Source organism: Glutamicibacter sp. (genome assembly GCF_050701915.1).
In the GTDB taxonomy this organism is placed as follows: Bacteria; Actinomycetota; Actinomycetes; order Actinomycetales; family Micrococcaceae; genus Glutamicibacter.
The window spans coordinates 55,103-71,978 of the sequence record NZ_JBOGEG010000011.1 but is presented as its reverse complement, the minus strand read 5'-3'; the positions used below and the strand labels follow the sequence as shown (position 1 = coordinate 71,978).

Annotated in this window: 14 protein-coding genes; 8 read left to right on the top strand and 6 right to left on the bottom strand. The window is 62.1% G+C overall.

Features of this window, described 5'->3' with window-relative positions:
• Positions 1 to 521 precede the first annotated feature (521 nt).
• The gene (locus ACRDT3_RS09045; protein WP_431492671.1) at positions 522 to 851 is read right to left on the bottom strand and encodes a hypothetical protein; all 330 of its coding nucleotides are present in this window, start codon (positions 849 to 851) and stop codon (positions 522 to 524) included.
• Between the two features lie 475 nt (positions 852 to 1,326).
• Positions 1,327 to 2,694 (bottom strand): short-chain fatty acid transporter, encoded by a 1,368-nt coding sequence (locus tag ACRDT3_RS09040; RefSeq protein ID WP_431492670.1) that lies wholly within the window; start codon positions 2,692 to 2,694, stop codon positions 1,327 to 1,329.
• Between the two features lie 298 nt (positions 2,695 to 2,992).
• Between ACRDT3_RS09040 and ACRDT3_RS09035 the strand changes: the two genes are divergently transcribed.
• Positions 2,993 to 3,874, top strand: a complete 882-nt coding sequence (locus ACRDT3_RS09035; protein ID WP_431492669.1) for a PaaX family transcriptional regulator — start codon at positions 2,993 to 2,995, stop codon at positions 3,872 to 3,874.
• On the opposite strand, the gene ACRDT3_RS09030 is transcribed toward ACRDT3_RS09035, so the two are convergent.
• A complete protein-coding gene (locus ACRDT3_RS09030; protein ID WP_431492668.1) occupies positions 3,851 to 4,594 on the bottom strand; it encodes an alpha/beta fold hydrolase in 744 nt (247 codons plus the stop codon). The genes ACRDT3_RS09035 and ACRDT3_RS09030 overlap by 24 nt on opposite strands.
• Before the next feature lie 71 nt (positions 4,595 to 4,665).
• Complete coding sequence (locus ACRDT3_RS09025; protein WP_431492667.1) at positions 4,666 to 5,154, bottom strand: cupin domain-containing protein; 489 nt, start codon at positions 5,152 to 5,154, stop codon at positions 4,666 to 4,668.
• Positions 5,155 to 5,382: 228 nt separating this feature from the next.
• On the opposite strand from ACRDT3_RS09025, the gene ACRDT3_RS09020 reads away from it, so the two are divergent.
• On the top strand, positions 5,383 to 6,417 hold the full coding sequence (locus ACRDT3_RS09020) for an MBL fold metallo-hydrolase (protein ID WP_431492666.1): 1,035 nt from the start codon (positions 5,383 to 5,385) through the stop codon (positions 6,415 to 6,417).
• Entirely contained in the window at positions 6,414 to 7,889 is a 1,476-nt protein-coding gene (locus ACRDT3_RS09015) for an MFS transporter (protein ID WP_431492665.1), read from the top strand. The genes ACRDT3_RS09020 and ACRDT3_RS09015 overlap by 4 nt, the downstream gene beginning before the upstream one ends.
• 343 nt (positions 7,890 to 8,232) lie before the next feature.
• Here the strand turns inward: ACRDT3_RS09015 and ACRDT3_RS09010 are convergent, their stop codons facing one another.
• A complete protein-coding gene (locus tag ACRDT3_RS09010; protein WP_431492664.1) occupies positions 8,233 to 9,576 on the bottom strand; it encodes an MFS transporter in 1,344 nt (447 codons plus the stop codon).
• A 112-nt stretch (positions 9,577 to 9,688) separates the two neighbouring features.
• On the opposite strand from ACRDT3_RS09010, the gene ACRDT3_RS09005 reads away from it, so the two are divergent.
• Positions 9,689 to 10,165 (top strand): acyl-CoA thioesterase, encoded by a 477-nt coding sequence (locus tag ACRDT3_RS09005; protein ID WP_431492663.1) that lies wholly within the window; start codon positions 9,689 to 9,691, stop codon positions 10,163 to 10,165.
• A gap of 8 nt (positions 10,166 to 10,173) precedes the next feature.
• Here ACRDT3_RS09005 and ACRDT3_RS09000 read toward each other — a convergent pair whose 3' ends face one another.
• Positions 10,174 to 11,190 carry an AraC family transcriptional regulator gene (locus tag ACRDT3_RS09000; RefSeq protein WP_431492662.1) on the bottom strand — a complete coding sequence of 339 codons (1,017 nt, stop codon included), beginning with the start codon at positions 11,188 to 11,190 and terminating at the stop codon, positions 10,174 to 10,176.
• Positions 11,191 to 11,332: 142 nt separating this feature from the next.
• On the opposite strand from ACRDT3_RS09000, the gene ACRDT3_RS08995 reads away from it, so the two are divergent.
• The 4 genes from ACRDT3_RS08995 to ACRDT3_RS08980 all read left to right on the top strand — a co-directional run bounded on the left by ACRDT3_RS08995 (position 11,333) and on the right by ACRDT3_RS08980 (position 16,833).
• Positions 11,333 to 12,121 carry an SDR family oxidoreductase gene (locus ACRDT3_RS08995; RefSeq protein ID WP_431492661.1) on the top strand — a complete coding sequence of 263 codons (789 nt, stop codon included), beginning with the start codon at positions 11,333 to 11,335 and terminating at the stop codon, positions 12,119 to 12,121.
• Positions 12,122 to 12,174: 53 nt separating this feature from the next.
• On the top strand, positions 12,175 to 13,410 hold the full coding sequence (locus ACRDT3_RS08990; protein WP_431492660.1) for a styrene monooxygenase/indole monooxygenase family protein: 1,236 nt from the start codon (positions 12,175 to 12,177) through the stop codon (positions 13,408 to 13,410).
• A 20-nt stretch (positions 13,411 to 13,430) separates the two neighbouring features.
• The gene (locus ACRDT3_RS08985; RefSeq protein ID WP_431492659.1) at positions 13,431 to 15,158 is read left to right on the top strand and encodes a flavin reductase; all 1,728 of its coding nucleotides are present in this window, start codon (positions 13,431 to 13,433) and stop codon (positions 15,156 to 15,158) included.
• 67 nt (positions 15,159 to 15,225) lie between these two features.
• The gene (locus tag ACRDT3_RS08980) at positions 15,226 to 16,833 is read left to right on the top strand and encodes a phytoene desaturase family protein (RefSeq protein WP_431492658.1); all 1,608 of its coding nucleotides are present in this window, start codon (positions 15,226 to 15,228) and stop codon (positions 16,831 to 16,833) included.
• Positions 16,834 to 16,876: the final 43 nt, after the last annotated feature.

The window sequence follows — 16,876 nt, the reverse complement described above, 5'->3', positions numbered from 1 at the left end:
TCCGATCCAAGAAGCATCGGCAGTGCCGATTAACGCCCCTAGCACGCTTTGGATCGACACCATGGCTTCAACAACTTCTACGCTTTCAGGAGACATAGCGCTGAAGGCATCTCCACCATGCCGAGTTGCCTAAGCCGGTGAACATGTACGCGTGGGGCGCAGGGGAGTTTCGCAGGCTCTAGCTGCCAGTTCGATATCCAAGTACCTTGCGGGCCGCGGCTAGCACCCGGATAGCGATTCCTGGAGCGCTAACGCCTGGGGCAGGGCCCTGCCGGAGGTCTCTTATGGCGGGCTCAGCCCAAACCGTGGATCTTGCCCAAAGGTCCGATGGGCGGCGCTCGAGAACGCGCGCTGCACCGTATCGCGGCATTCCTGCCACACTGGCTGCCCAGATAGGCCACAGGGTGCTGGACATAGCCTCTGGAACCGGCGCGGTCTTCGACCCGGATCCGGAATACTTCCAGGCCGGAGATGCGCTACCGCATCCACGTGCACGCTGGCACTGCATCCTGATTCCTCGTCTACCACAGCGATTGCCGTGGCTGGAGGCTGAACCCACCCTTGTCCACCGAGCAGCGGCTGATCTGCATGATCCCGAGTGGCCTGAGAAGTGGACCTGCCGACGCGGTCGATGATATCCGACCTCCGACCAAAACCGTCAGGCAACATATCCAAGGCAGTAGGGCCGCCCTAACCATGGCGACCACCAGAATGGTTCCCAGGACCGAGAACATTCGCCCAGTATCGCAATGGGGTTCTGTCGGCAGATCCAAGATCCCCACGTTGGAGAACGCGATGGTTCCGGCAAAGGCCGAAAGGGCATTTTGCGAGATCCGGTCCTCAAACAGCAACTGACCGGATCGCGAGTGCCGATTTTCGCGTCAGGGGAGTAAGCCGAGACCATTGTGGCCAGCGAGGACGCCGCGACAGTGTCCTTGCCCAGGGTTCCGGAGCATCCATGTTGGATTAGAACGCCAAGCAGCACGGCGGCCATGGCCAGCATGATGCCGGTGTTCGTGAACCCTGTGGCGCAGAACCTAATGCCACGAAGTGGCTGGCGCACGTAAGCCATCAAACGAACGGTGGTTCCTCCTCGTATCCGCGTTCTGCGGCGGGGCAAACTACCGCCTGCCATGCGGCTCGGCTAAGTCCCAATGCCTAGGAATAACAAATTCTCGACTCGAATTTTACGTCCAGAATCCAGCGCTCAGAGATCATCTGGCAAACCAGGCGCGCTCGGTGGCGGAACAATAAACCGCCCAGCTGAACTGTCAGCCGGGCGGTCAATTGCTGGGAATTTGCTTCTCGGGTAATTGCCGGTATTCGCTATAGCGAGATGATCAGCAGGGTAGAGCCAAACACCAACCCCGATGCGATTAACACGATGGTGGTGTAGCCGAGGATATCGCGCATCTTGAGTCCTGCGATTGCCAAGAGCGGCAACGCCCAGAACGGCTGGATCATGTTGGTCCACTGGTCACCGTAGGCGACGGCCATGATTGGAATGGACGGATCCACGCCGAGTTGCGAGGCGGCGGTGAGCAGGATTGGTGCCTGCACCGCGAACTGTCCACCGCCAGAGGGCACGAAGAAGTTCACGACACCGGCAGAGAGGAAGGCCAATAGGCCGAAAGTTTGCGGCGTCGAAATGGAAATCATGACCTCCGAAATGACTTCGATGAGCCCAGTTCCGGTCATGATGCCTAAAATACCCGCGTAGAGCGGGAACTGCAGCAAGATCTCGCCAACGTTTGAAGCCGCATGCTTCGTCAATGCCATCAGCTCGAATGGGTTGCGGACCAAGAGCAGAATCAGGCACAGGAAGGACCAATTGACGATGTCCAAGGTCAGCGAACCGCCTTTGGCGAAGTGGATTGCCAAATAAGCCAGGAGCATCAGGCCAAGCAGCAAGGTCGGCAGGCGACTTGCGTCCACCTTGTCCGCTGGAGTAGAAACTTCATCCTCCAGGTCTACGAGTTCCTCGCGGGCATCGGTAGCCAGTTCGAAGATCTTGTCATCCCCGCGCGGAGCGACGAGATACAGCGCAAGGCCAACCACCACGATAGTCGCCACGATCGCGATGAGGTTCCAAGAAGAGAACGTGGTTTCCGAAATCGGCAGTGGGGCGCCCAATTGCTTGGCAATGAATGAATCCGGCGTGGCTGCCGTGAGTGGACCCGAACCCGAATAGCCCATATGCCAGATGACGAAGCCTGCGAAGCCTGAAGCGACCAGCATCGGGAAATGCGTGCGGTATCCACGCTCGCGAGCTTGGGCCGCGATTTCACGCGCCAGCAGACCGCCAACGACCAGGCCCAACCCCCACGTGATCAACGACGCGACCGCAGAAATCATGAAGACAAAGAGGTAGCTGGAGAGTGCAGAATTCGGAATGCGGCTCAGTGCGCGCAAGAGCTTGCGCACTGGGCGGGTATTGGCGAGTATGAAGCCGAGCATCAGGACCAAAGCCATTTGCGTCATGAAGCTGAGCAGACCTGCTAGACCGTCACCCCAGCTTTGAACGATAAGTACCGGACTGGAACCAGTGGCGATCAGCGCCATGAGCGCCACGATGAAAGTCAGCGCGATGGCGAAGACCAGCGCCGATGGAATGAACTTTTCTACCAAATTGTTGACCGGGCGCATGGCCCGCGATGCAGCTGTGCCGCCTCGTTTTGCAGGAGCTGTGCTCATAATTCGGTTACCTCATGTCTAGCTGTGGGCAGGAGCGCTTTTGATTCAAGACGAACCATAGTGTGACGTGCTCCATAATACCTAGTGAGGTGGGTCATGCGGGCGCAGGTGGCCGCTGACCCTAACGAGGCAAACATCTGGGGAGCTGGCCTACGCAGCAGTGAGCCGGCTGCCCGGCGGCTGGAGAGCACAACGTACCGGTTCGCTGAGCCGCAGGCGGGCAGGCGCTGATACCCCGGATTCGAGCGCTGGCCACCTAGGATAGTAACGAGGAAACGAAAAAGCAGCCGACGCGCAAATGAAGGACGATGAACCAGTGGATATCGGGGGAACGAAACTGCAGCACCAGAATCTGCTGGTGACGCTGTATGGCCTGTATGGCGAACCGGCCAATGGCTCGTTCCCCGTTTCTATCATCGTCGAGATGTTCGCTGCTTTGGGCATCAGGTCGCAAGCAATCCGCTCCACCATTTCACGGTTGAAAAGCCGCGGCGTGCTAATTAACGAACGCGCAGGGAACGAATCCCAGTACCAGCTCTCCGCTGAGGTTCTGGACAGCTTCCGGAAGGATGACCAACGGATCTTTGCTCCTTCGCGTTCATCCTCCGGGGAATCCCTAGTGCTGGCTATTTTCTCGGTACCCGAGAGCGAGCGGAATCGCCGGTACGAACTGCGCACCGAGCTGGCTAGCTTGGGGTTCGGGATGGTCTCTGGAGGGGTGGCTGTGGGGCCGCACCTGGCATTCGAGCAGGCTAAGGTCCGCCTGGATGCGCGAGGATTGTCCAAGTATGTCGAGTTCTTCAGGGCTGACTACATGTCGCCTGCCGATATCCGGGACAAGGTCGCCCAATGGTGGGATCTTGGAGCACTGGACCATCAGTACACCGACTTCCTCCAGTTGTATGTCGGACGCTTAGGCACGTGGCAGCAAAGGCTGGCTGAGCCCGTCGAGTCTGCCGAGCAGCGCTCGGAGCTGGAGCGGGCGGCTTTTGCCTTTTATATTCCGATGCTCACGCGCTGGCGGCGATTCCCCTATCGGGATCCGAACCTGCCCTTCGAATACCTGCCTGATGGGTGGAAAGCTCCTCAGGCCAAGAAGACCTTCCTGGCGTTGCACGCGCTGCTGTCCCCGCATGCGGAGCTATACGCGAATCGGCTACTCGGTTCGCGCGTCGGCTAGTACCTGCTGCATCCAGGTCCGCACGGCCTGCCAATGATGTTGCTTCGGGTCGATGATTTCAAAGTGGTCCAGCAACCGGTAGAACATTTGTTCCGGCAGAGCGTGGCCGGCCAGGGAATCCAGATATCCCCGCGTGTGCTCCAGCGGTACCCGGTCGTCGTTGAACCCGTGGACCAAGAGCGTTGGCACCGAAGGCGGTGGAGCCTGGATTGGCGACGCGTCGTGGTAGATTGCCGGAATCCCGGCCGGAGAATCGCCGAAATATTCCATTGCCGCACCGTCGCCGAGCGATTCTGCATGCACCTTGGAAGCATCGGTGACTGGAGCGAGGCCTACCACGGCATCGGCGAAATTGGAGTTCAGCAGCGCCAATTGCCCGCCGACCGAATGCCCGATAAGAATCGCTGCCTCGGACTGGCCCTGGTGGCGCAGCGTGCTGCGCACGAGCTGGATGGCCGCGGCCACATCGAAGGACGGGGTGGGCCAGGGGTGGTCCGGACCGCGCCGGTATTCCACGTTGGCCACGCTCCAGCCAGAGCGCAGCAAATCGTCTGCCATCGGCTGCATCACGCTGGCGGTGATCCGCTGGCGCCAGTAGCCGCCGTGGACCAGGATCGCAGTGCCCAGGGAAGGCAGCTTGAACGGGTGCGCCAGGATGAAATGCTGGTCGGGATGATCCCCGTACTTGAGCAATTCGGACTCTTGCGTATTTTGCGGCACTGCGCTTTTCCTTCCATCCTGCGGTGGCCGGCAGGGTATCCCCGCCGGCCACGTGGTAATTCCTGCCAATGCTAGTCTGCGCCGGGTACAGATCCCGGTGGCAGGAAGTCCACGTCACGCAGTGCTGAGAGGCGGACAACTTCCTCCGGGTCAGACAAGTTGTGAAGCTCGTCGAAGAGCGTGGACAGCTGCCCCGAGGGGCTTACCCAAAAGAGCGATTTGCCCGGTGCGCCATCCTTGACGTAGTAGGCGTGCGGAAGTCCCATGGGCATGCGGACGGTATCGCCAGGTCCGGCCTTGAACCATTCGCCGTCCAGGTACAGGGTGTAGGTGCCTTCCATTATGTAAATGTGCTCATCTTGCTTAGGGTGCACGTGCGGAGGCACACCGGTTCCATTGGGATCCAGGGACAGCCATGCAAAGCTGCTGGAACTCTCGACCTTGGAGAGGTAGGTGTGGCCGAGGACGTTCCACGTCTTGTTGCCCATTGACTCGCTGGCCAAGGTTATGCCTTTGGGCAAGTCGCCCAGAATGATTTCTTGGCCTTGCTGCTGTTCCACGATGAACTCCTTAGCGGGTAGATGACTGGTGCGACCAGCATGGCATGAATCACATTAGATATGCAATAGGTCTTGCGATCGTAAAATACGGTGTATATGATTTCTATCACTTCGGCCTACGCTGCCGGACTCTTCACCACCCTCGCAATTCACGCATCGCGGTCGATGGGACCCGTTGCTGCACTCTACGAGTAAGGCACCAATGTGAATACCACTCAGGTAAAAGGAATGAGCGTCTACACGCTTGGCACCGGAGGCGGCCCGATCGTTTCCAGTTCCCGTGCTGGCACCAGCACGGCGATTAGGGTCGATGGGGCAACCTACGTGATTGACTGCGGCATGGGAAGCATCCGCAATTACCGGTCGCATGCCGAATGGGGCGAATTGCGCGCGGTGCTGCTGACCCATCACCACTCGGACCACATCTATGACCTCGGCGCCTATCTGGTGACGGGGTGGCAGGTCCCGGGAGAGTCTTTCGCCCGGCCTATCCAGGTTTTCGGCCCTGGACGCCCCAATCGCATCCCCGCCCTTGGCCCGGAGCACGAGCAGCAGATCGCTTCGCGCGTCGCCGAGCGGGAAATGACCAGCACCGAAGAAATTGTCGATGCGCTGCTGGACAAGGTCTTCTCCTCCGACGTGGTGATCCGCATGGCAGATGAAGGCCGCGACGAACCCCACGAGTGGATCCAGTCGCAGAACATCCAGATCCCCGAGGCATCCGGGGCCTGCGCAGTGGAAAACCGCCACCCGGAAATGGAGCCCTTCGAGATCTACAGCGATGAGCTGGTGGCAATCTCCGCGATACTGGTCGACCACCGCTTGTGCTTCCCGGCATTCGCCTACAGGATCGACTCGCGCTACGGTTCGGTCGTGGTCTCCGGCGACACCGCCTACTCCGAGAACTGCATCAGGCTCGCCCGCGGCGCCGACCTGCTGCTGCATGAGGTCATCGACCTGCCTGGCATCCTGGCGACATTTCCGGACGGACCCACGCGCGATGGCATCGAAGTGCATTTGCGCGAATCGCACACGCCGTACAGCGAGGTGGGCAAGGTCGCCGCGAAAGCCGGAGTCGGCGCGCTGGTGCTGCATCACATCGTTCCCAACACCCCCGGTGCCGCTGATCTGGAAGCTATGCTGGCGACCGCACGCGGTGATTTCCCGGGGAACGTATCCATCGCCGAAGACAATGATGTCTTCAGCATCGGCCCGGCCGCGCTGGAACTCTCCGCAGCCGATTCCAATGGGAGCTTGGTATGAGTACGACGCAGAATCTCGCGGACCACACCTTGCGTGCGGCCATTGCCAACGGCAAGATGAACCGGCGTGCCTGGATGGTGACCGGCATGCTGGTCCTCTTCCAGATCGTGAACTTCGCCGACAAGGCGGTCCTGGGGCTCGTGGCAGATCCTGCCATGCGCGAACTCGGGTTGACTGCCGGTCAGTTCGGCTTCATCGGCAGCGCCTTCTTCTTCCTCTTCGCCATTGTCGGAGTTATTGTCGGCTTCCTGGCCGGAAAGGTATCCACCCGCTGGATCCTGCTGACTATGGGCATTGCCTGGGCGGTGCTGCAGTTCCCGATGCTCTTTGGCGGGGGCGCGGCAATCCTGCTGGTGACGCGCATCTTGCTGGGTGGAGCCGAGGGGCCGGCGACCCCCATTTCGCTGCAGCATGCCCATGGCTGGTTCAATGCCAAGGAACGCGGGCTGCCCAGCAGCGTCATCGCTGCCGGTTCCACACTGGGACCGATCCTCGCGGCTCCTGCCCTTGCGTGGATCATCGCCAACCCGGCCCTGGGCTGGCGCTGGGCCTTCGGTTTCCTGGGGATCTTCGGGTTGCTCTGGAGCGTAGGGTGGCTGCTTGTGGGCCGCGACGGCCCGTACAGCCATTCGAAGGCGAGCCAGGCACAGGCAAAAGCCGGTGCCATCTCGCTGGCGGAGGACCAGAAGCAGGCTGGGCAGAAGCCTGAGCCGGCCGCCGAATTCAAGCCGCAGGGCAAGGGGAGCATTGCGGATTCCTCGGATCTGCTGAAAATCGTGCCGATTCGGCGAGTACTGGGCTCATGGATGTTCGTGGCTGCGGTGCTCGCGGGTGCCGGTTGCTTCTGGGCACAAGGTTTCTTGACCACGTGGTCTCCGAAATACTTGGGATCCGTGGTTGCGCTGACTCCGGAAATGATCGGCCTGGTCTCCACCTTCCCCTGGGTGATCGGTGCCATTGCGCTGCTGGTTTTGGGTTTCGGCTCCCGGTACCTGATGAAACGCGGCGTCACAGTTCGCTGGGCCTTGGGCGCGCTGTTCGGCGCCACGCTGCTGATCTCCGGGATCTGCTTCTCGATCCTTCCCTTCCTCTCCGGCTACGCCGCCGTGGCGATGCTGACTCTCGGCGCGGGTACTGCAATGATCTATCCCCTGGCTCCCACGGCGATCGCCTTCAGTGTCTGCTCCAAGCAGCGCGCGGCCCTCATGGCCACGCTCACTGGACTGGCCTCGGTGGGCGGCGTGGTCGCTCCGGCAATGGTCGGTGGCCTGATGGACAGCGCGGGCTACATTCCCAGCCCGAAGGGCGTGGCCGACTCGGCGGAGATGGCTGGTCTGCTGGCTCAGGGCATGAATGCCTCATTCGGGATGATCGGCATCTACCTGGTCGTTGTCGGCATCTTCTGCGTCCTGATGCTCAATCCGGACCGGACAGCGCGCAAGCTGCAGACCAGCTTCACGTTCACCGGCTAGCCAAGATCGCCCCGGCTCGAGCTGCAGGATCCGCGGCCTGGCGCCTAAAGGGGCCGGTGGGAGTGGTAGCACAGGAAGCCGGGCCGCTCTCGAGGCCAGCATTCACGGAATGCGCGGCAATGCCTGCAAGGCTGTTTCTCCTTTTGGAAAGGATCCCCTTGCCCATTCACCCGGCCATCGTGTCCCCGGTGCAGCGCACCGTGCATTTCGCGGGTGCAACCTGCCGGTCAGCGGACCTTTGGCAGGGCTGGGGTGCTGGGAAAAGGAGAAGCCGTGGCACACCGCTGTACTCGGTGTGCCACGGTTCAGGATGTTCGCTGCTGCAAGTTGCGCAGAGCCAGGGCTAATCGGACGCGAGGGCCTGCTGGGCCTCGGCAGATCGGGCAGCATCTGGTTTGATGCGCGGTGGAATCATCGCCACGGAAATGGCGGCGACTACGCCGACGATGGCGAAGAATACGAAATTGAACTCGAAGCTGATGCCCGAAGCCGCGATCCAGCCGCCGATGATGGGGCCCGAGATGGCGCCGATGCGGGCGAAGGACAATGCCCAGCCCGTGGCCGTGCCGCGCTGCGCGGCCGGGTAGTAATCGGCGATGTATCCGGTGAGAACCAGCGACGTGGAAATCGAGCCGATGCCGGCGAAGGCCACGAAGAACAGGTTGACCAGCATGGTATTGGGGAACATCAGCAGGAGGATGCCTCCCGCACCGAGCAGGTAGAAAATCACCAGAATAGTCTTCTGCCCGTACTTGTCGGCGAGGAAGCCCAGGGCCAGTCCGCCGGCAGCCGAGGCAAGGGAGAAGACCAGCAGGAATGTCAGCGAGGAACCAAGGTTGTACCCTGCGCTGCGCATGATCTGCGGCAGCCAGGTATTCAAGCCGTAGACCAGGACCATGCCGCAGAATAGCGAGATCCAGAAGAAGATTGTTGATCGCAAGTACGTTGCGGAGAACATGGAAGCCATGACCTGGCGCCAGGGGGCCTTGCCGGTGCGAACCGGTGGCGCCACGGGCTCGTAGTCGGGGATGCTTTGCCGGGCGGCCAATGCTTTGGCTGCGCTGATCCGGCCCTTGGATACCAGGTACTCAAGGGATTCCGGAAGCATCCAGGCAACCAGCGGAAGCAGAACGACTGGAAGCGCGCCTACCGCGATGACCCCGCGCCAACCCAGGGAGGGCAGCAGCGACATGGCGACCAAAGCGGCGGCAACGATTCCCAGGGAATAGCCCGAGTACATGATGCCGTAGTTCAGCGAGCGTTTCTTCGGTGGCGAATACTCGATGGTCAGCGCGGCGGCCACCGGGATGATGCCGCCCATGCCCAGTCCGCCGATCAGCCGGAAGAGTCCGAACATCTCGGGGGTAGGGGCCAGTGCGGCACCGGCCTGGGTGATGGTGAAGACGAGCATGGCGAGCAGGAGCATGCGCTTGCGACCAATGATATCGCTGAGCGTGCCGATGAACAGCGCACCGAAGAGCATGCCAACCAACGCGTAGGCTCCGAGGCCTCCGAGCTCCATGGGGCTCAGCGACCATTCCTTGTATTCTGCCAGCGCCGGGAGCACTGCACCGAGCACGCCGACATCGTAGCCTTCGGCCAGGATGGCGAGCCAGCAGGCGAAAAGCACCATTGAGGTGGTTCGTTTCGGGATTTTCCAATCCGCGGCTGCGGGGGATTTCGGCATCTGTTCAATCTCCTTGGGTGGGTAGGGCGGAGTTCTTGGAACACCAATAGGATTATCACGTTAAAGTGACGTGCGTTACAATAGCTATACATTTTTATTTAGGGGGATCTTGATGCCGATATCCGCGGGAATGGGCGAATCCGGGCAGTTTCTGCAGCACCTTGCGGCAGACTTCATCGCGTCGGGAATCGCTGGAACGACGCTGGAGCGAACCATTGAGTGGGTGGATACCGACGCCGCTGGCCATCAGCACAATTCAGCCATCCTGCGCTTTGTCGAGGCGGCTGAAGCGAAATTGTTCCGGGAGCTCGAGCTTCCAGGGTACTTTCCCATCGCGCCGCGCGTGCGGCAGGAAGTGGACTACAAGGCCAAGCTCTTCTTCGGACAGGGTGTCACAACAGTGCTGCGCATTGATCGGCTTGGCGGGAAGTCCCTGTGCTTCTCGTTCAAGGTCTTCGGGCATGCGTTCAATGACCGGGTGATTGCGGAAGCTGCGTCAGGCAAATTCGTCACCGCGTGCGTCCCGCTGGGCTCCGAGACTTCGGCTCCTTGGCCGGAGAATGTCCGCCGGGCTATTCTGCGTGGCTAGGATCGTCGCTACTTGCGATTTTCGCGCAGGGTTGCCGAGGGGGAAACTCCGAATTGGTGCTTGTAGCTCTGCGCAAAGCGCCCGAGATGGGTGAATCCGCATTCCTGCGCAATCTGCGACACATTCAGTGAGCGGGGGTCCGCTGCGAGCAACAGGGTGCGCGCCCGTTCAAGCCGCGCCTTGCGCAGCTGGGCAGACGGCGTGGAATCCAATTCGCGCGCAACGGCTACCTGCAGGGTCCTTGTGGCAACGCCCAGTGCCTCGGCTATTTCCGAAACCGTGAGGTCTTCGGGGCAGTGAGATTGAAGCAAGGTAAGGAAGTCCTTGACCATGCGTGATTGAAATCCGCTGGCGGTCGGGGTGCTCCATTGCTCCAGGCTTTGGGCTAGGTTGGAGCGATTTGCCATGAGCCAGCGGGCCAGGACCAGCTCATGCTGCAGCCTCCGCGCGTAGTCGCTGTGCTGGCCATTTTTCGCATTGAGCATGTCATGCAGTTCAAAGACCGAGCGCAAGAACGCCTGCCCGGCCTCATTGGATAAGTCCATTGACGGTGCGAGTCGCAGGGGGCCATGGATTAGTGCACCGTACAGACTCCGCGCCGCGGATTCCAGGGCGTCGCGCGGCGCGGTCAGAATTATCTGCGGGGTATTTTTCTCCCATTGCATGGAGAAGGCGGCCTCGATCGGCGGCACGGAGGCGATTCGCGCGGTGGATACCACCTGCTGGTTACCCAGGTGAAGGACCGCGCGCCCTGAGAGAGGGATCTGCACCATATAGAACGTCTCCAGCGCCTCGGGGCTGATCTTGACGGGCGCGCCGTAATCCAGCAGGTGCAGCCCGATGCCCGATCCGGTGGATCGCAGGTTCATCTTCAATGCGCTCTGGTTGGCGCCCTGCTGGAGTTCGTGCGGACAGAACAGCATGCCAATTCTCTCGCGCGCCTCGTGCAGATCAGAGGTGCTAAGAGTCGGCAGCTGATCCAGGACACGCGTAGAAGCTGGACTCGCAAGAGGCTGGCTGAGCATGTTGTTCCCTCCTTCGGTCGGCCGTGCGCGATGTGGATAACTGCTGCGTGCACTGGATAGTGCGCTCCCCTCCGGGGCGATAGGTTCTATCCAGGACATCAATTATGAGATGGGCCACAACATAGGAGCGTGGAGGAGACCAATGGAAGAACTTCAAGATCGCGTCATTCTGCTGACTGGCGGTGCCACCAAAATCGGGGCAGGAATCGTCCAGTGCCTTGCCGAATCGGGAGCGCACGTCATCGTCGTGGACATTGATTCCGAGGGCGGCGAGCGCCTCGCAGCACAGATTCCGCAAGCAGAGTTCCGCTGCATGAATATCACCGATGATGCAGCCATCGGCTCGCTGATGGATTCAGTGTCGCAGCGATTCGGCAAGCTGGACGGATTGGTCAACCTGGCGTGCAGCTACCTCGACGACGGTGCCAACTCATCCCGCGCCGACTGGCTGACGGCATTGAACGTCAACGTGGTTTCTGCCGTCATGCTTGCCAACTCGGCACGGCCGCTGCTGGCAGCGACCGGGCATGGAGCCATCGTCAACTTCACTTCGATCTCCAGTTCCGTGGCGCAGACCGGACGCTGGCTGTATCCGGCAAGCAAGGCAGCGCTGGTGCAGATCACCCGCTCCATGGCTGCCGACCTCGCAGTAGACGGCATCCGGGTGAACTCGGTGAGCCCGGGCTGGACCTGGTCCAAGATCATGGACACCCTCAGTGGTGGCAACCTGGAGAAGACCGACTCGGTTGCGGCTCCGTTCCACCTCCTGGGCCGGGTAGGCCGCCCCGAGGAAGTCGGAGAGGTCGTCGCCTTCCTGCTCTCGGACAAGGCCTCCTTCGTGACCGGAGCCGACTGGGCCGCCGACGGGGGCTACTCCGCGCTGGGCCCGGAACGCAACGAACCTGCCATCCCCCTGCTGGCCGCCGACTAGCGCACCGCCAGCACGACGCTTCAACAACCACGAACACGAAGGATTTCCTGATCATGGATACAAGACACATCACGATCGTTGGCGCCGGGCAATCCGGCTTGCAGCTGGGCATCGGCCTGCTGGATGCCGGCTACCGGGTCACTCTGATTTCCAACCGCACCCCCGAGCAGATCCGCGACGGCTCCATCGCCTCCAGCCAGTGCATGTTCGATCAAGCGCTGGGACAAGAACGCGTCTTGGGACTGGACCTCTGGCCCGATGCACCGGTAGTGGAAGGGATTTCCTTTACCATCGCACCCACCGAAGCACCGGGCGTGAAGGCCATCAACTGGGACCACCGGCTTGATGCCCCGGCGCAGTCCATCGACCAGCGGGTTAAATTCCCTGCATTCATGGCCGAATTCGCCAAGCGCGGCGGCACCCTGGTCTTCGAGGACGCCGGAATCGCGGAGCTTGAACGCTACGCGGAAAACAGCGACATGGTCCTGGTCGCCGCCGGCAAGGGGGAGATCGCCCAGTTGTTCACCCGCGACGATGAGCGCAGCCACTACGCGACCCCGCAGCGTGCGCTAGCTTTGACCTACGTGAATGGGATGAAACCGCGCGAGGAATTCTCCGCGGTGAACTTCAATGTTATCCCGGGGGTGGGGGAGTACTTCGTTTTCCCGGCGCTGACCAGCACCGGACCGTGCGAAATTATGGTCTTCGAAGGCCTGCCCGGCTCGGACATGGACTCCTGGAAGGGACTGACCCCGGCCGAGCACCTGGAGAACTCGCTGCGCGTGCTGCGCACCTACTTGCCGTGGGAATATGAGCGTAGCGCCAACGTCGAACTCACCGATGCCAACGGCGTGCTGCAGGGACGCTTCCCGCCGACCGTCCGCCACCCGCTGGCCACCCTGCCTTCGGGCAAGACCGTGGTGGGCATGGCCGACGTAGTGGTGCTCAACGACCCGATCACCGGCCAGGGCTCGAACAACGCCTCCAAGTGCGCGGCCAGCTACCTGGCCTCGATCATCGGCCACGGGGATGCCGCGTATGACGACTCGTTCAAGACCTCCATGTTTGAGGAGTACTGGAAGTACGCGCAGCACGTAGCCCGCTGGACCAACACCATGCTGGCCCCGCCAGCCGAGCACGCCCTGGGCCTGTTCGCCGCCGCGCAGCAGAACCCCGCCATCGCCCAGCGTTTCGCCAACGGCTTCGACTACCCGCCGGACTTCGGCTCGTGGTTCCTGGACGCCCAGGGCGCCGCCGACTACCAGGCATCGTTCAACACCGTGGCCTAGATCCTCCAAGGAGCAGCATCATGCGAAAAATTGCAATCGTCGGCGCCGGCGAATCCGGCGCCCAGCTAGCCCTGGAACTGCAGCGGCTGGAACACGAAGTCACCCTGTTCTCCGACCGCTCCGCGGCCGAAATTCGCAGTGGAACGATCACCTCCAGTCAGTGTGTCTTCTCCTCCTCGCTGCGGATCCAGCTGCCGCTGGAGATCCCCGGCGCGGACAGCCAGAGCATCGGCATCACCGGGATGACCTTCAATATCAAACCCGAAGACGGCGTGGCCATCTCCTGGCACGGATCGCTGGAAAACCCTGCAATGTCCGTGGATCAGCGCGTGAAGTGCGCGCACTGGATCGAGCAGTTCATCGGCCGCGGCGGGGACTTCCGCATTGAAAAACTCAACGTCAAGAGGCTGGAGGAGCTGGCCGCGATCTACGACCTGGTCGTGGTCTGCACCGGCAAAGGCGAACTGGGGCAGATCTTCACGACCGACAAGTCGCGCAGCCCCTATGACCGGCCGCAGCGCGCAGTAGCGGTCACCTATGTGAAGCCGGCCCAGGACACCGGGCCGGAAAGCACCAACGAGATCCGCATGAACCTGCTTCCAGGCATCGGCGAGTTCTTCACCTTCCCAGGCCTGAGCACCGACGGCCCCTGTCAGATGATGGTCTTCGAAGGGATCCCGGGCGGTCCGATGGACAGCTGGGACAGCATCTCGGATCCCGAAGCACACTGGGCGAACTGCCTGGCCATTCTCCGCGAGCACTTCCCTGCGGAATACGTGATGTTCAAGGACAGCGAGCTCAATGACCCCGGAGCCTGCCTGCGCGGGCGCATCACCCCGGTGGTGCGCCATGCGGTCGGCGGCCTGCCCGGAGGCAGGGCCGTGCTCGGCCTCGGGGATGCCATCATGCTCAACGACCCGGTGACCGGCCAGGGATCCAACAACGCGACCCTCGCGGCCGACCACTACGCCCGGGCGATCCACATCAACGGCGACGCGCCGTTCGACGAGGCGTGGATGACGCGGACCTTCGACGAATACTGGCGCGGCTGGGGCCAGTTCTCGACCGCGTGGACCAACTCGATGCTGCGCAGCAAGGACGGATGGCAGCTGGAGGTTCTTGCCAAGGCTAGTGACCACCAGGCGCTCGCCGATTCCTTCGCCAACGGCTTCGACGACCCCCGGACGCTGTTCCCGTGGTGGTTCGACCGGGAGGAAGCCACAGCTTTTGTAGGCAGGCTGGTGGCCGAAGAAAGTGCCGCCTTCGACCTGCGCGACTTCAGGGCCACCCTGGGCCAGTTCGCCACCGGGGTGACCGTGGTGACCACCCGCACCCCGCAGGGATCGAAGGTCGGCATGACCGCCAACTCCTTCACTTCGGTGTCGATGGATCCGCCGCTGGTGCTGTGGTGCCCCAGCAAATTCGCGCCGTCGCTGCCGGACTTCGAAGCGGCAACGCACTTCGCCATCAATGTGCTTGAATCTTCGCAGCACGTGCTCTCGCGCCAGTTCGCCACCCCCGCGGATGACAAATTCGCCGGCGTGAGCATCTCCGAGGGCGTCGCCGGACTGCCGTTGCTCGACGGCTCGGTGGCCACGTTCGAATGCCGGACAGTGGCTCGCCACGAGGCAGGGGATCACGTAATTTACGTGGGTGAGGTGGAAAAGTACTCGCGGGCCGACGGGGATCCGCTGGTCTTCCACGCCGGGGCGTACCACAGCACCGAGCTTCATCCGGATTTCAAGTAGACCCGAGCGCCTGCGCCTTTTCGGGGCAGGCGCTTGAGCAACCAGAATTGCAACAGTAGGGGAGAAGATGCACAGCGACTACGTCATTATCGGTTCGGGAATCAATTCCCTGGTGGCCGCCGCGGAACTGGCCGGCACCGGGGCCTCGGTCACGCTGCTGGAGCAGCACGAGAAGATCGGCGGGTTCATCGATTCCGGGGAATTGACGCTGCCCGGGTTCATCCACGATACGTATTCCTCCTGGCATCCGCTGTTCGTCTCGGGCCCGGGTTACGCGGCCTTGGGCGAAGACCTGCACCGCCACGGCCTGCGCTACCGCAATACCGAGGACGCCAACACCCAATGGGTGACCGCCAGCGTCGGAACCGACGCCGAAGACAGGCGGATCACGGCCGTGGCAACCCGGGATCCCAAGGCCACCGCGGAGCGGTTCGAGAACCCTGCGGACCGTTCGGCCTACCTGCAGATGATGGACGAGTTCGGTGCCCAGGCCCCTGTGGTGATCGGGGCGCTGGGCAGCGAGATGACCTGGCCGGCCTTGGCCAAGCTCGGATTCAAGACGCTGCGCATGGGGGTGGGCAATGCGCAGAACTTGGTGAGGCAGGCGCTGATGAGCGGGCGCAACTACACCCGGAGCCGATTCGCAGGAACGGAAGCAGACCAGCTGTGGGCCCCGTGGCTGCTGCATGCCGGGCTGGGGCCCGAGCAGGCCAGTGGCGGCATCATGCTCCCCGTGATGGCCGCCAGCATGCACCAGTTCGGGCTTCCGGTGGTTGAAGGCGGCGTCGGGAACTTCCTGAGGGCCTTCGAAGCGCTGCTGATCGAACGCGGAGTCGATATCCGCACCGGAACGCAGGCGCAGCGCATCGGCTCGCTGAACGCGGGGGCCCGGAACGTGGTCACCGACCAAGGCGAATTCACCGCCGAGATCGCGGTGCTGGCCTCCGTCTCGGTGCCGGGGCTTTATGACGGGTTGCTCGAAGGCGAGGACACGTCGAAATCCTTCCCGCGCGAAACGAAATCATATCTTCCCGGACGCGCCGCGATGCAGGTGCACCTTGCCTTGGACGCGCCGGTTCCATGGGCCGACCAGCGGCTTGCAGCCACACCGCTGGTCCACCTGACCACCGGGTCGGATTCCACTGCCATAGCCTGCGCCCAGGCTGAAGCCGGGCTGCTTCCCGCGGAGCCCACGGTTGTGGTGGGCCAGCAATGCGTGCTGGATCCGAGCCGCGCGCCGGAGGGCAAAGCGGCGCTGTGGATCCAGTTGCAGGAAGTCCCGTTTGTCCCACGCGGCGATGCCGCCGGCGAACTAGACGTTGCCAACGGCTGGGACGAGGAACTGGTTGAGAAGTACGTGGATCGAGTGCTGGATCGCGTCGAGGAGTTCGCACCGGGATTCCGGGACCTCGTGCTGGCCCGCACGGCGATCAGCCCTGCGGCGCTCGCCGAAGCTAATCCCAATGCAGTGGCCGGAGATCCCTACGGGGGATCGGCTGAGCTGTTCCAGAACCTGCTGTGGAGGCCGGTGCCCAGCGCCGGCCGGGGCCGGCAACCTGCCAAGGGCGTCTGGCATATCGGCGCGGCAAGCCACCCCGGCCCGGGCCTGGGTGGCGGCTCCGGCCATCTGGCGGCGCAGCAGCTGATCCGTGCAGCGAAGCGCGGCAGGAAATAGTTGGACTTTCAACGGCGGGTACTTCCCAGCGCGAATTCCCGCT